Origin of the sequence: Citrobacter sp. Cf072, assembly GCF_030334485.1 — a bacterium.
GTDB lineage: Bacteria > Pseudomonadota > Gammaproteobacteria > Enterobacterales > Enterobacteriaceae > Citrobacter > Citrobacter freundii.
The window spans coordinates 556,221-570,820 of the sequence record NZ_JAOWDX010000044.1; the positions used below are offsets into that span (position 1 = coordinate 556,221).

At 54.5% G+C, this 14,600-nt stretch carries 12 protein-coding genes; 6 read left to right on the forward strand and 6 right to left on the reverse strand.

The window, feature by feature from the left end; translation table 11 throughout:
- Positions 1 to 43 precede the first annotated feature (43 nt).
- Positions 44 to 520 (reverse strand): cold-shock protein, encoded by a 477-nt coding sequence (locus OGX66_RS11670; RefSeq protein ID WP_003838649.1) that lies wholly within the window; start codon positions 518 to 520, stop codon positions 44 to 46.
- A gap of 86 nt (positions 521 to 606) precedes the next feature.
- Positions 607 to 852, reverse strand: coding sequence for a YmjA family protein (locus OGX66_RS11675; protein ID WP_003021350.1), 246 nt, complete (start codon positions 850 to 852; stop codon positions 607 to 609).
- Positions 853 to 1,229: 377 nt separating this feature from the next.
- Here OGX66_RS11675 and OGX66_RS11680 point away from each other — a divergent pair, with 377 nt between their 5' ends.
- Both OGX66_RS11680 and OGX66_RS11685 read left to right on the forward strand, forming a co-directional pair.
- Entirely contained in the window at positions 1,230 to 2,006 is a 777-nt protein-coding gene (locus tag OGX66_RS11680; RefSeq protein ID WP_200011612.1) for an MBL fold metallo-hydrolase, read from the forward strand.
- A gap of 18 nt (positions 2,007 to 2,024) precedes the next feature.
- Complete coding sequence (locus OGX66_RS11685; RefSeq protein WP_087879018.1) at positions 2,025 to 2,975, forward strand: GlxA family transcriptional regulator; 951 nt, start codon at positions 2,025 to 2,027, stop codon at positions 2,973 to 2,975.
- On the opposite strand, the gene OGX66_RS11690 is transcribed toward OGX66_RS11685, so the two are convergent.
- The gene (locus OGX66_RS11690) at positions 2,972 to 3,580 is read right to left on the reverse strand and encodes a class I SAM-dependent DNA methyltransferase (protein WP_088902679.1); all 609 of its coding nucleotides are present in this window, start codon (positions 3,578 to 3,580) and stop codon (positions 2,972 to 2,974) included. The genes OGX66_RS11685 and OGX66_RS11690 overlap by 4 nt on opposite strands.
- Before the next feature lie 164 nt (positions 3,581 to 3,744).
- On the opposite strand from OGX66_RS11690, the gene OGX66_RS11695 reads away from it, so the two are divergent.
- From OGX66_RS11695 to OGX66_RS11710, 4 genes are all read left to right on the forward strand, one after another.
- Complete coding sequence (locus OGX66_RS11695; RefSeq protein WP_057101206.1) at positions 3,745 to 4,827, forward strand: LacI family DNA-binding transcriptional regulator; 1,083 nt, start codon at positions 3,745 to 3,747, stop codon at positions 4,825 to 4,827.
- Positions 4,828 to 4,948: 121 nt separating this feature from the next.
- Positions 4,949 to 8,032, forward strand: a complete 3,084-nt coding sequence (locus tag OGX66_RS11700; RefSeq protein ID WP_213709158.1) for a beta-galactosidase — start codon at positions 4,949 to 4,951, stop codon at positions 8,030 to 8,032.
- A gap of 51 nt (positions 8,033 to 8,083) precedes the next feature.
- The gene (locus tag OGX66_RS11705) at positions 8,084 to 9,337 is read left to right on the forward strand and encodes an MFS transporter (RefSeq protein ID WP_174329526.1); all 1,254 of its coding nucleotides are present in this window, start codon (positions 8,084 to 8,086) and stop codon (positions 9,335 to 9,337) included.
- A gap of 154 nt (positions 9,338 to 9,491) precedes the next feature.
- Positions 9,492 to 9,764, forward strand: a complete 273-nt coding sequence (locus tag OGX66_RS11710) for a YceK/YidQ family lipoprotein (protein ID WP_003838662.1) — start codon at positions 9,492 to 9,494, stop codon at positions 9,762 to 9,764.
- Between the two features lie 44 nt (positions 9,765 to 9,808).
- Here the strand turns inward: OGX66_RS11710 and prpE are convergent, their stop codons facing one another.
- From prpE to prpC, 3 genes are all read right to left on the reverse strand, one after another.
- Positions 9,809 to 11,695 carry a propionate--CoA ligase gene (gene prpE, locus OGX66_RS11715; RefSeq protein WP_003847671.1) on the reverse strand — a complete coding sequence of 629 codons (1,887 nt, stop codon included), beginning with the start codon at positions 11,693 to 11,695 and terminating at the stop codon, positions 9,809 to 9,811.
- A gap of 40 nt (positions 11,696 to 11,735) precedes the next feature.
- Positions 11,736 to 13,187 carry a bifunctional 2-methylcitrate dehydratase/aconitate hydratase gene (locus OGX66_RS11720; RefSeq protein ID WP_016149668.1) on the reverse strand — a complete coding sequence of 484 codons (1,452 nt, stop codon included), beginning with the start codon at positions 13,185 to 13,187 and terminating at the stop codon, positions 11,736 to 11,738.
- Between the two features lie 163 nt (positions 13,188 to 13,350).
- The gene (prpC, locus tag OGX66_RS11725; RefSeq protein WP_003838667.1) at positions 13,351 to 14,520 is read right to left on the reverse strand and encodes a bifunctional 2-methylcitrate synthase/citrate synthase; all 1,170 of its coding nucleotides are present in this window, start codon (positions 14,518 to 14,520) and stop codon (positions 13,351 to 13,353) included.
- Positions 14,521 to 14,600: the final 80 nt, after the last annotated feature.

The window sequence follows — 14,600 nt, forward strand, 5'->3', positions numbered from 1 at the left end:
CTGAAAAGAGCAGCGTTCCGGTTTTTATTCAGTCTGAAGGGCTTCAGACCTTAAGCAGTTTCACCGTCTCGTCAATGTCGATTTCATCTTCAGAGAAAATCAGCGTCGTGCCCTGGAAGGTGGTGATAGCCAGCTTTTTCAGCGTGCGCATTTCACCAGGCTTCACGTCTGATTTTGGTCGGATGCTGTTCATCAGCACGCCGACAGACAGCACTGCATTTTCTTTGTCGATACGGGTCTCGGCAGGGACTTCTTCGCTGTAGACCAGAAATGACTTGATCGAGGTGAGCTTCAGACGCTCGCCTGCGATATAGATGTACTTGCTGTCTGGTATGACTTTTACCGCGTAGGCAGACAAGCCTTTGTTATTGGTGGTGGGCTCAAAAGTCACCGCCGCGTCTTTCTTGATCAGCTCAGGATTAGCAACCTTAATCACATGAAAATAGCGATTGTCGCCGTTTTCATCTTTGATAAATCCAAAGCCTTTATCTTTAAACCACGTTGTGATTGTTCCGTTCATTGCTGTTTCCGCCTGATTAAACCTATTACTCGTAGAGTATACCGACTCAATTTGCGCGCAGTGTAAAACACAGGCCATACCTTTGGCTACTCGTTACCCCAACGATTGAGGAACTCCGCGATATCATCGATACGCTGAGCGTCGACACCGGCCACGGTTGCCATCTCCTGCTGCGCTTCTTCGCTGATCTCTTCGTTGTTCATCAAACGGGTAATCAACTGCTGGAAGTAGTGCGCCAGCGCGTCACGTTCTGTGTCGCTCACCGGCTTTGCGGCCTCGGTCGCGTACTCGTCGGCGATATCATAATATTTAAGCGGAATGTCGTTGTTCATCAGTTGCTCCGGGGGGATATGCGTGTGCCAGCAGTTGCCTGCCGCGTCTGATGTGAATGATAGCATTCTTATTTCATGGTTCGCGATCTGTTTTATTGGTCACTATGCATTACATATATCAATAATGTTTTCTGGCACCGCTTCGTATTTAATAAATTTTTCCGTATTTAAGTAACAGCACTCTTATTCATTTCGATATAATGGCAGCAAATTAAATAACGAGTCACAAAGGAAATATTAAATTACTTTAATTACATAATTGATATATGTAATCTGCTATTGGCCCAATCCCATCGCTAGTCGCCCATTTGCCCACATTCATCTTCTGGACAACACTCTACGATGACACCACTGATCCAACACGTGGAGCAAACATCATGAACATCACACAAATCCGTAACGCCACGCAGCACATCACCTTTGGCGGTAAAACTTTTCTGATTGATCCGATGCTGGCGGATAAAGGTACTTATCCGGGCTTTGCCGGAACGGCTCGCGCCGAGATCCGCAACCCGACCGTTGATCTGCCTGTCGATATCGACAGGCTGCTCAACGTTGATGCGCTGATCGTGACCCATCTGCATGAAGACCACTGGGATGAAGCAGCGGCTCGTGTCGTGCCGAAAGACAAACCGATTTATGTGCAAAACGATCGCGATGCGCAGGTACTGCGGGAACAAGGTTTCACGCAACTGACCGTACTGACGCAAAACACCGCGCTTGGTGATATCACCCTGCGTAAAACCGGCGGCCAGCACGGTTCGGATCGCGCTTACGCCATCCCGCAAATGGCTGAGCGTCTGGGTGATGCCTGCGGGGTTATCTTCCAGCATCCGGCGGAAAAAACGCTGTATCTGGTCGGGGACACCATTTGGCGCGACGAGGTGGAAACCAACATGCGGACTTTTCAACCAGGCGTGGTCATTCTGAACGCAGGCTTTGCCCACGTTATCGGGTTTGGCCCAATTATCATGGGCGCGGAAGATGTGCTAAAAACCCACTTCGTACTACCTGAGGCACAAATTGTGGCGACCCACATGGAGGCGATTAACCACTGTCTGCTGACCCGCGCGGCCTTGAAAGAGTACGCCCGCGACAACCAGATTGCGCAATTCATTAACGTGCCGGAAGATGGCAAAACCCTGACGTTTTAAACTCCACAGAGGAATCGTATGCAACCGCTTAACGTCGCCATTGTCGCCGTGGAAGATTTCAGCCCGTTTCACTTCTCAGTGCCGTGCATTATTTTCAGTGACAAAGTGGCGTCGAAAAAGCGCTTTGAGGTGCAACTGTGCGCCGAACAGCCGGGCATAGTTTCCTCGCAGGATGGCTTCGCCATTACCGCAGCCTACGGCTATGAAGCAGTTGAGGCCGCCGACATTGTAGTGATCCCCTGGTGGGGTACCACGGCACATCGACCACCACAAAGCCTGCTTGATGCGCTCAACCGCGCACGACAAAACGGCGCGCAAATTGTTGGGTTATGTCTGGGCGCGTTTGTTCTCGGCTATGCCGGTCTGCTGGATGGCAAACGGGCAGCTACGCACTGGGAGTTCGAGCAGGATTTTCAGGCGCGCTTTCCGGCGGCCCGTCTGGATATCAACGCGCTATACGTGGATGACGACGGTATTATTACCTCGGCAGGGACCGCCGCCGCGCTGGATTGCTGCCTGTACGTCATCCGCCAGCGTTTTGGCAGCACGGTGGCGAATCAGATTGCCCGACGGATGATTGTGCCGCCACATCGCGAGGGCGGCCAGGCACAGTTTATCGAACAACCGGTAGCGAAAAATACCCAGGATCAGCGCATCAACGCCCTGCTCGACTATTTGCGCCAGCATCTCCACGAACCGCATAATCTCGACGAGCTGGCGCAGCGAGTGATGATGAGCCGTCGTACCCTCACTCGTCATTTTATGAAGGCCACCGGGTCAAGCGTAGCCGAATGGTTGATTGCCGAGCGCCTGCGCCGTAGCCAGACGTTGCTGGAGTCCAGCCAGTTACCCGTTGAACGCATTGCAGAACAGGTTGGTTTTCAGTCGCCTGTCACCTGGCGTCAGCATTTTAAATCCCACTTTGGTGTTAGCCCGGCTGAATGGCGTAAAACCTTTCGCGGCGATTAGCCTCTTTTTTGCGCCAGCCAGACAGTGTGCCCAGCGCAGTGCGGATCTTCCATCACCATCTCGACCACCGCAAAGCCATGCGCTGACAGCAATGCGCGGTATTCGTCCGGCGCGAGGCTGGCGTGAAACAGCGGCTCACCCTCAAATTGCCCCATCGCGATGCCATTGTCCGTACCGCTGGTAAACATCAGCGCGCTGCCGGGATGGCTGAGGCGGTCAAAAATCGGGAACATCTTTTGCTGGTCCTGCTGAGTTAAATGGAAAAAACTGTCCCAGGCGATCAGACCATCGAAAGTCTCATTGAGTGCCAGTTCGCGCATATCCTGCTCCAGCCAGCGCTGTGCGGGAAAAGTGTTTCGGGCCCGCGCCAGCATCGCCGGGGAACCATCAACGCCGGTAAGCTGAAAACCTTGCTGGATAAAATAACCGGCAATCGGCTGACCGTTGCCGCAGCCAATATCCACAATGCTGCCCTGCCCGCCCATCACGGAAATGAATTTATCGAGCCAGCTTTTCTCGAACAAGGTGCGCGAGCGCTGGCTGGCAAAGGCATCCGCATGACGTCGGTAGATGGACAGAATATTATTTGCCGCAGAGTCGCTCACAATGTCCTCACTTTTTTCTTCTGTTAAGAAGAACGACGATAAATGCTCCAGCACACGATCCGCAACCCTGGAATGCGCCTCGCAGAACCTATGCGTAAATCCCCCAAAACCGTCCCGCTGTGGCATCATAGCGCGCAGATAACGTCATGACAGGGGTGATAAACGTGAAACCGGTAACGCTATACGATGTGGCAGACCATGCAGGTGTCTCTTACCAGACCGTCTCGCGCGTCGTTAATCAGGCCAGCCACGTTTCCGCAAAAACCCGACAAAAAGTTGAGGCCGCGATGGCGGAACTCAATTACATCCCTAACCGCGTCGCACAGCAGCTGGCTGGCAAACAGACGCCGCTGATTGGCGTTGTGACGGCGAACCTTGCCCTGCATGCCCCCTCACAAATCGTTGCCGCCATAAAATCCCGTGCCGACCAGTCCGGTGCCAGCGTGGTGATCGCCATGGTCGAGCGCAGCGGCGTTGAGGCATGTAAAGCCGCGGTCCACAACCTGCTTTCTCAGCGCGTAACCGGGCTTATCATCAACTATCCACTGGATGAAGAAGACGCCATTGCCGTGGCCGCCGCCTGCGGTACGGTGCCGGTGCTGTTTCTCGATGTCTCTGACCTGACGCCAATTAACAGCGTGATTTTCTCGCATGACGACGGCGCGCGCCTCGGCGTTGAACATCTGGTGCAGTACGGACATCAGCGTATCGCCCTGCTGAGCGGACCGCACACTTCCGTTTCGGCAAGGCTTCGCCGTTCGGGCTGGCACAAGTATCTGGCACATTACCAGCTACAACCCGTTGTGGAGCTGGAAGGCGACTGGAGCGCGATGTCTGGTTTTCAGCAAACGATGCATATGCTGAATAACGGTAACCTCCCTACCGCCATGCTGGTCGCTAACGATCAAATGGCGCTGGGCGCGATGCGCGCAATCAGCGAGTTCGGTCTGCGGGTGGCGGTAGATATCTCGGTGATTGGCTACGATGATACCGAAGACAGCGCCTGCTACATTCCACCGCTGACCACCATCAGGCAAGATTTTCCGTTATTGGGTGAAACCAGCGTCGACAGGCTGCTGCAACTTCCCCGTGGCGAATCAACCGTGGGCAACCAACTGCTGCCCGTCACCCTGGTTAAGCGCAAAACGGTTCTGCCACCCAACACCCAAACCACCTCACCCCAGGCGCTGGCCGATTCATTGATCCAGCTCGCGCGGCAAGTTTCTCAGCTCGCACCCAAATTGTGAACGCACAACAATTGTGTGAGTCAGTTCACTCATTGAACGCCCCAGCCTTTACAGTTGGGATCGCTTATCCGTATTTTGATTGAAATTGTGAGCGAATAACAAATTCAAACAGGATACCGTTATGAACCTGAACACAGATTCACTCTCCGCTGTTCTGGCCCGCCGTGACTGGGAAAATCCCGGCGTCACGCAGCTCAACCGCCTGGAGGCGCATCCACCGTTCTGTAGCTGGCGTTCAGCAGATGACGCACGTACGAATCAGCGTTCAAGTCAGTTACGCTCGCTGAATGGCCGGTGGCAATTTGCCTGGTTTGCCGCGCCGGAGGCTGTGCCGGAAAGCTGGCTGACAAGCGATCTGCCACAAGCTGATACTGTCAACGTCCCCTCGAACTGGCAGATGGACGGTTACGATGCGCCAATTTATACCAACGTCACCTACCCAATCCCGGTTAACCCTCCGTACGTTCCGGCACAGAACCCGACGGGATGTTACTCGCTCACATTTCATATTGACGATGCCTGGTTAGATGAGGGTCAGACGCGCATTATTTTTGACGGCGTGAACTCCGCATTTCATTTGTGGTGCAACGGCCGCTGGGTCGGCTACGGACAGGACAGCCGCCTGCCATCTGAATTCGATCTTAGCGATTATCTGCAGCATGGCGAAAACCGTCTGGCGGTGATGGTGCTGCGCTGGAGCGATGGCAGCTATCTGGAAGACCAGGATATGTGGCGCATGAGCGGTATTTTTCGCGACGTATCTTTGCTGCATAAGCCCACAACGCAAATTCGCGACCTGCGCATTAATACCCGGTTTAACGACGACTTCAGCCGCGCCATGCTGGCAGTGGAAGTCAGAGTAGCGAGCAACGAGAGCGAAGATTTACGCGTAGCCCTGCAATTGTGGGAGGGAGAAACGCTCACAGCCGAAACGAATTCCCCACTCGGCAGTGAGATTATTGATGAACGCGGTGCTTATCATGACCGGGTGACTCTGTGTCTGAACGTCGAAAAACCGGCTCTGTGGAGTGCCGAAACGCCCAATCTGTACCGCGCCGTTGTGCAGCTGCGCACCGCGGACGGAGCGCTGATAGAAGCGGAGGCCTGTGACGTCGGCTTTCGTCAGGTTTGCATTGAAAACGGACTGCTGTTACTCAATGGTAAGCCGCTGTTGATTCGCGGTACCAACCGCCATGAGCACCATCCGATCAACGGTCAGGTGATGGATGAGGCGACGATGGTGCAAGACATCATCCTGATGAAGCAGAATAACTTCAATGCCGTGCGCTGCTCCCATTACCCAAATCACTCGCTGTGGTACACCCTGTGCGATCGTTACGGCCTGTATGTCGTCGACGAAGCCAATATTGAAACCCACGGCATGGTGCCGATGAATCGCCTCACCGACGATCCCGCATGGTTGCCTGCCATGAGCCAGCGCGTCACGCGCATGGTGCAGCGCGATCGCAACCATCCGAGCATTATTATCTGGTCTCTGGGCAATGAATCCGGCCATGGCGTCAATCACGACGCGCTCTACCGCTGGATAAAATCAGAAGACCCGTCACGCCCGGTACAATATGAAGGCGGCGGCGCAAATACCGCAGCGACCGATATTATTTGCCCGATGTACGCCCGCGTCGATCAAGATCAGCCCTTCCCCGCCGTCCCCAAATGGTCGATTAAAAAGTGGCTGTCGATGCCCGGCGAGCACCGTCCGCTGATCCTTTGTGAATATGCCCACGCCATGGGCAACAGTTTCGGTGGCTTCGCCAAATACTGGCAAGCATTCCGTCAGTATCCGCGCCTGCAGGGCGGATTTGTCTGGGACTGGGTGGATCAGTCGCTAACCAAATATGATGAGAACGGCAAAGCATGGTCAGCCTACGGTGGCGATTTTGGCGACACACCTAACGATCGTCAGTTTTGCATGAACGGGCTGGTGTTCGCCGATCGCACCCCACACCCGGCGTTATACGAGGCCAAACATGAACAGCAGTTTTTCCAGTTCACGTTACTGCCGGGCACTGAACGCCAGATTGAAGTGACCAGCGAATATCTGTTCCGCCGCAGCGATAACGAAGTTCTGCACTGGTCTATTGCCCAGGACGGCAACCCGCTGGCCGCCGGAGAAATCGTTCTGGATATCGCTCCACAGGGTCGCCAGGTGATTACCCTGCCAGATGTCCCGATGCCGGAAACCGCAGGTCAGCTGTGGCTGACGGTACGCGTAGAACAACCTCAGGCAACCGCGTGGTCAGACGCCGGGCACATCAGCGCCTGGCAGCAATGGAAGCTTCAAGAGAAGCTCAGCCTGACGCAACTGCCGTCTGCCCACACCGCGCCACAGCTCAATGTGAGCGAAAACGTCTTTACCGTTGAGAACGACAACAAGCGCTGGCAATTCGACCGTCAGTCTGGCCTGCTGACACAGTACTGGATTGGCGATTCAGCCCAACTGTTGACTCCGCTTACTGACCAGTTCACCCGCGCCCCGCTGGACAACGACATCGGCGTGAGCGAGTCAACCCGCATCGACCCTAACGCCTGGGTCGAACGCTGGAAGGCCGCCGGTCACTATCAGGCTGAAGCAACGTTACTGCACTGTGCTGCCAATACGCTGAGCGATGCGGTACTGATCACCACTGAACATGCGTGGCAGTATCAGGGCGAAACGCTGTTCATCAGCCGAAAAAGCTACCGCATTGACGGCAAGGGTGAAATGCAGATAACGGTGGATGTCGACGTTGCCAGCGGTACGCCGCATCCGGCCCGCATCGGCCTTAGCTGCCAGTTAGTGCAGGTCGCAGAGCGAGTGAACTGGTTAGGTCTCGGTCCACATGAGAACTACCCGGACCGTCTGGGCGCCGCCTGTTTTGATCGCTGGGATCTGTCGCTTGATGAGATGTACACCCCGTATGTTTTCCCAAGTGAAAACGGTCTGCGCTGCGGCACGCGCGAACTGCACTACGGCGCGCACCAGTGGCGTGGGGACTTCCTGTTCAACATCAGCCGCTTTAGCCAGCAGCAACTGATGGCAACCAGCCACCGCCATTTGCTGCAACCTGAGGCGGGCACCTGGCTCAATATTGATGGCTTCCATATGGGCGTTGGCGGCGATGATTCGTGGAGCCCTTCCGTGTCGTCGGAATTTCTGCTGAGCGCCGGACGCTACCACTTCCAGTTCGTCTGGGGCCAAAAATAATAATATAAGTTGGGCAGGCCCAAACCTGCCCGCATTTATAGGAAGTCTGTTATGTATTATTTAAAAAACACTAACTTTTGGATGTTCGGCTTTTTCTTCTTCTTTTACTTTTTTATTATGGGTGCGTATTTCCCCTTCTTCCCTATCTGGTTACACGAGGTAAACCATATCAGCAAAGGCGATACCGGCATCATATTTGCCTGTATCTCACTGTTTTCTTTGTTATTTCAGCCAGTTTTCGGACTACTATCCGATAAGCTTGGCCTGCGTAAACATCTGCTGTGGGTAATTACCGGCATGCTGGTAATGTTTGCCCCATTCTTTATTTACGTTTTTGGTCCGTTATTACAAGTTAATATTTTACTGGGTTCAATTGTCGGTGGGATTTACCTTGGCTTTATTTACAATGCCGGCGCTCCGGCGATTGAAGCCTATATTGAAAAAGCCAGCCGCCGAAGCAACTTTGAATTTGGTCGCGCGCGCATGTTTGGTTGCGTGGGCTGGGCGCTGTGCGCCTCGATTGCCGGCATTATGTTCACCATCAATAACCAATTTGTCTTTTGGTTAGGCTCCGGATGCGCGGTCATTTTGGCATTGCTGCTGTTATTTTCAAAAACAGATGTCCCCTCTTCTGCAAAAGTCGCGGATGCGGTAGGCGCCAATAACTCGGCATTCAGCCTGAAGCTGGCGCTGGAGTTATTTAAACAACCAAAACTTTGGTTCCTTTCCCTGTACGTAGTTGGCGTTTCCTGTACTTACGATGTGTTTGACCAGCAGTTCGCCAACTTCTTTACCTCGTTCTTTGCCACCGGCGAACAGGGTACCCGCGTGTTTGGCTACGTCACGACGATGGGAGAATTACTCAACGCCTCAATCATGTTCTTTGCGCCGCTGATTGTGAATCGCATCGGCGGCAAGAACGCCCTGCTGCTGGCTGGTACGATCATGTCGGTAAGGATTATTGGCTCCTCATTCGCCACCACTGCGCTGGAAGTCGTTATTCTCAAAACGTTGCATATGTTTGAGATACCGTTCCTGATCGTCGGTTGCTTCAAATACATCACCAGTCAGTTTGAAGTGCGTTTCTCGGCGACGATTTATCTGGTGTGTTTCTGCTTCTTCAAACAGTTAGCAATGATTTTCATGTCAGTTCTGGCCGGGAAAATGTATGAAAGTATTGGTTTCCAGGGAGCTTATCTGGTGCTGGGGATTATTGCGCTGAGCTTCACGTTGATTTCCGTATTTACCCTAAGTGGGCCGGGGCCGTTTTCCCTGCTGCGTCGTCGCGAAAGCGTCGCGCTGTAAAAGCATCTTTGCCGGATGCACCACTCACGTGGTTTATCCGGCCTACAACGCGTCATCTTCACATGACCATCCTGACCTGGAGGTTTAAGTTCTGCGGGCAACAAACCGCTTTTTTACCGTTATGGTAAAACGGCGTGAGAAGCCAGGTCATAGCATGAGCAGAAAGACAATTGCGGTAACGGCGCTCTTTATCAGCGCACTACTTTCAGGATGTGGCAGCATTGATGCACGCACGGCAGGCGAGAATTCAGATACCTATTACGTGGGTATGCATCATGATATTGATAAACTAAAAAACCCAGGCGCTTACGATTATAACTATTTCGATTTAGCGCTGTTGTTTGTTGATGTGCCGTTATCGTTCGTGGCCGATACGGTTTATGCGCCGTTTGATTACTACCACGGGCCGTATAAGAAAGTGGATTAGAACGTAGGCCCGGTAAGCATTGCGCCACCGGGCATCACACGATGTTACTCTTCGATCGCCTGACGGATTTGCTGTAACGACGCGGGATCGTCAATGGTCGTCAGATCGCCTGGATCGCGGCCTTCGCAGATCGCCTGGATCGTCCGTCTGAGCATTTTACCGGAACGTGTTTTCGGCAACTGCGACACAAACCAGACGTGTGCCGGACGGCCAAAGTTGCCAATCTGGCTGTCCACCAGCGCCATAATCGCCTTCTCTTCCGAATGTGCGATGTCGCGATCTTCAAGGCTGTCGCTCTGTTTCGGAATAACAAACGCGACCGCTACCTGCCCTTTCAGCGCGTCCTTCACGCCGACTACCGCCACTTCGGCAACGTTCGGATAGCTGGAAATACTCTCCTCGATCTCGCGCGTCCCCAACCGGTGCCCTGCCACGTTTATCACGTCATCCGTACGCCCCAGAATGAAGTAATAGCCGTCAGCGTCACGAATGCCCCAGTCAAAGGTGGCGTACACCTGGCGAGAAAACAGCGACCAGTAGGTATTCACAAACCGCGCGTCATCCCCCCAGATAGTCTGGATACAGCCCGGCGGCAGCGGCCCTTCAATCACCAGCATGCCCTTCTCATTCGCCGCACAAGGTTCACCGGTCACCTCATTGAGCAGTTGTACGTTGTAGCCGTACATCGGCACGCCGGGACTGCCCAGACGCGACGGCCTGTCGTCCAGCCCGCGGGCAATTGCCATAATCGGCCAGCCGGATTCGGTCTGCCAGTAGTTATCGATAACCGGGACGCCCAGCGTTTCTGTTACCCAACTGGCGGTTGGTTCGTCCAGCGGTTCCCCCGCCAGATACAACACCTCCAGCGAGGAGAGATCGTGATTACGGATTTGCGCGGTCGGGAATTTCTTCAGCACGCGGATGGCGGTCGGGGCGGAGAACATCCGGCAGACCTGATATTTCTCAACAATTTTCCACCATACACCACAGTCCGGATACGTTGGCAGACCTTCGTAAACCACCGTCGCCATCCCCGCCAGCAGCGGGGCATACACGATATACGAATGCCCAACTACCCAGCCGATATCCGACGCGCAGAAGAACACGCCGCCCGCTTTACCGCCGAAAATGGTGTCCATCGAGGTCGCCAGCGCGACCGCATAGCCGCCAACGTCGCGCTGGACGCCTTTCGGTTTACCGGTTGTCCCGGAGGTATAGAGAATGCAGGATGTTTCGTTTGATTCCAGCCAGACAACTGGTACCCGCGCGCCGAGATGCTGTTGGCGCAGGGCGGCAAAGTCGAGGTCACGTCCCTCGACCCGCGCCATTTTCGCCAGACCGCGATCGACCAGCACCACATGACGCGGTCGGTGCTGCGCCTGTTCGATCGCATCATCGAGCAGCTTTTTATACGGCAGGATCTTGCCCCCGCGCGCCCCGGCATCCGCCGAGACGATAACCACCGGTCTGGCGTCGTCGATGCGCGCCGCCACGCTGTGCGAGGCGAAACCACCGAACACCACCGAATGAATTGCCCCAATGCGTGCGCAGGCCAGCAGCGTAATGTGCGCCTCGGCGATCATCGGCATATACACCAGCACCCGATCGCCACGCTGTACGCCCAGCGACAATAGCATCGCCGCCGCGACGTTCACTTCGTCATACAGCTGACGAAAGGTAAAAGTGCGTTCTTCTTCAGTTTCTGATGACACAGCAATCAGCGCCAGCGCGTCAGGCTGTTTCTCCAGCCAGCGGTCGATGGCGTTATGGCACAGATTGGTCGTGCCGCCGCAAAACCAGCGGGCAAACGGCGGGTTGCTGTGGTCCAGTGCCTTCGTATACGGCTGCTGCCAGTCAATACGCTGGGCCTGCTCGGCCCAGAACGACTCCGGTTGCGTTATGGAACGTTGATAAAACTCGCTATAAGACATAATGCTCTCCTGTTGAACTTACGCCTTGCTGCACGCTGGTTTAAATAATGAAGAGATCCATATACTCATTGACCGGCATCTGCTCCAGGCGAGTTCTGTCCAGGGAGACATCCAGGATGCGCTGCTGCTGACGGGTCGGGAACTGACGCGCCAGGTTGATTTTGAACTTCTCGACCAGCTTCGGCATGCCGTCAGTACGACGACGCGCATGGCCGATTGGGTATTCCACTACCACTTCTTCAAAGCGTGAGCCGTCGGTGAATTCCAGAGTGATGGCGTTGGCGATGGCGCGTTTTTCAGGGTCGTGGTAATCGGCGGTAAAGGCCGGATCTTCGAAGCAGTTGATCTTCTCGCGCAGTGCATCAATGCGTTTGTCCTGCGCCACGCCGTCTTCGTAATCTGCCGCCGTTAAGCGCCCGAACAGCAGCGGAATAGCCACCATATACTGGATACAGTGATCCCTGTCCGCCGGGTTATTCAGCGGGCCTTTTTTATCGATGATGCGGATACAGGCTTCGTGCGTACGAATGGTCACTTTTTCGATATCGGCAGCGGTCTTACCTGCGGCCTGTAACTGCTCGTACAGCGTCATGGCCGCTTCTACCGCGGTCTGCGAGTGGAACTCGGCCGGGAAGGAGATTTTAAACAGCACGTTTTCCATCACATAAGAGCCGTACGGGCGCTGGAAGCGGAAAGATTCGCCTTTGAAAGAGACGTCATAGAAGCCCCAGGTTTTCGCCGTCAGCGCAGACGGATACCCCATCTCACCGGTTTTAGCCATCAATGCCAGACGTACCGCGCGCGAGGTCGCATCGCCTGCGGCCCAGGATTTACGCGTGCCGGTATTTGGCGCATGGCGATAAGTACGCAGCGACTGGCCGTCGACCCACGCCAGCGATACGGCGTTGAGAATTTCATCCCGGTTCAGGCCAAGCATCTCAGCGACCACCGCCGTGGAGGCCACTTTTACCAGCAGGACGTGATCGAGACCAACACGGTTAAACGAGTTTTCCAGCGCGATACAGCCCTGAATCTCATGAGCTTTGATCATCCCGGTCAGCACCGTTTTCATGGTCAACGGCGCTTTCCCCACCGCCACCGCATTACGCGACAGCCAGTCAGCCGTGGCCAAAATACCGCCGAGGTTATCAGAAGGATGACCCCACTCAGCGGCAAGCCAGGTATCGTTGAAGTCCAGCCAGCGGATCATCGCACCGATGTTAAACGCCGCCTGCACCGGGTCGAGCTGGAACTGGGTGCCTGGTACGCGTACGCCGTTCGGTACCACTGTGCCTGGGACGACCGGCCCCAGCAGTTTTTTACAGGCCGGATATTCCAGCGCTTCGAGGCCGCAGCCTAAGGTATCAAGCAGGCAATAATGCGCAGTGTCATACGCCACCTTCGAGGTGATCTCGTAGTTCATGACGTAATCAACGATATCAACGATTTCACGGTCAAATTCGGGGCGGACGTTCGAAATATGTGCGGACATAGGGTACATTTCCTGTTTTTTATCTTTATACCCGTCATACTTCAAGCTGCATGCGCGTTGGCTACGCTCGCTCCCCCCAGTCACATAGTTCGCTATGCTCCTGGGGATTCACTCACTTGCCGCCTTCATGCAACTCGAATTATTTAGGGTATGAGGTTTTGAATTAGCAACGTTTTTCAATCGGGACAAATTCGCGATCTTCCGGGCCGGTATAGTTGGCGGAAGGACGGATAATTTTATTGTCCTGGCGCTGTTCGATGATGTGCGCCGCCCAGCCGGTGACGCGGGCGATGACAAACAGCGGGGTGAACATTTCGGTGGGAACGCCCATCATGTTGTAAGAGACCGCCGAGAACCAGTCGAGGTTGGGGAACATCTTTTTCGTTTCCCACATTACGTCTTCCAGACGGTCGGCGATGTTGTACATTTTCAGCGAACCACCTTCCTGAGAAAGCTGTTTCGCCACGCGCTTGATCACCTGATGGCGCGGGTCGGCGATGGTGTAAACCGGATGACCAAAGCCAATCACCACTTCTTTGTTTTCCACGCGTTTACGGATATCCGCTTCGGCTTCGTCCGGCGTTTCGTAGCGCTGCTGGATCTCCAGCGACACTTCATTCGCCCCGCCGTGTTTCGGTCCACGCAGTGCGCCAATCGCGCCGATAATAGCGGAATACATATCGGAGCCGGTCCCGGCAATCACGCGGCTGGTAAAGGTGGAGGCGTTAAATTCGTGCTCGGCGTACAGCACCAGCGAAATATGCATCGCTTTTTCCCAGCTTCGCGACGGTTTTTCGCCATGCAGCAGGTGCAGGAAGTGACCGCCAATGGAATCATCGTCAGTTTCCGGCTGAATACGCTCGCCGTTATGGCTGTAGTGATACCAGTACAAAAGGATTGAACTGAGCGATGCCAGTAGCTTGTCGGCAATATCGCGCGCGCCGGAGACGGTATGACCTTCTTTTTCCGGCAGCGTACAGCCCAGCGCGGAGACGCCGGTGCGCATCACATCCATCGGATGCGAGGCAGCAGGCAGCGCTTCCAGCACGGTGCGTACGTTAGCGGGCAGTCCGCGCAGCGCTTTGAGTTTGCTTTTATAGGCGGTGAGTTCATCGCGGGTGGGTAATTTCCCGTGGATCAGCAGATGCGCGACTTCTTCAAATTCGCACTGCTGCGCCAGGTCGAGAATATCGTAGCCACGATAGTGCAGGTCGTTACCGCTTTTGCCTACGGTACACAGCGCAGTATTTCCGGCGGCAACACCTGACAGCGCAACCGATTTTTTAGGTTTAATGACATGGGTACTATTTTGCAGGATCGTTGTGTCGCTCATGTTGTCCTCGTCATTTTTATAATATGTAGGGTACAAATTTATTGCCGGATGGCGGCTGTGCCTTATCCGGCCTACGACGG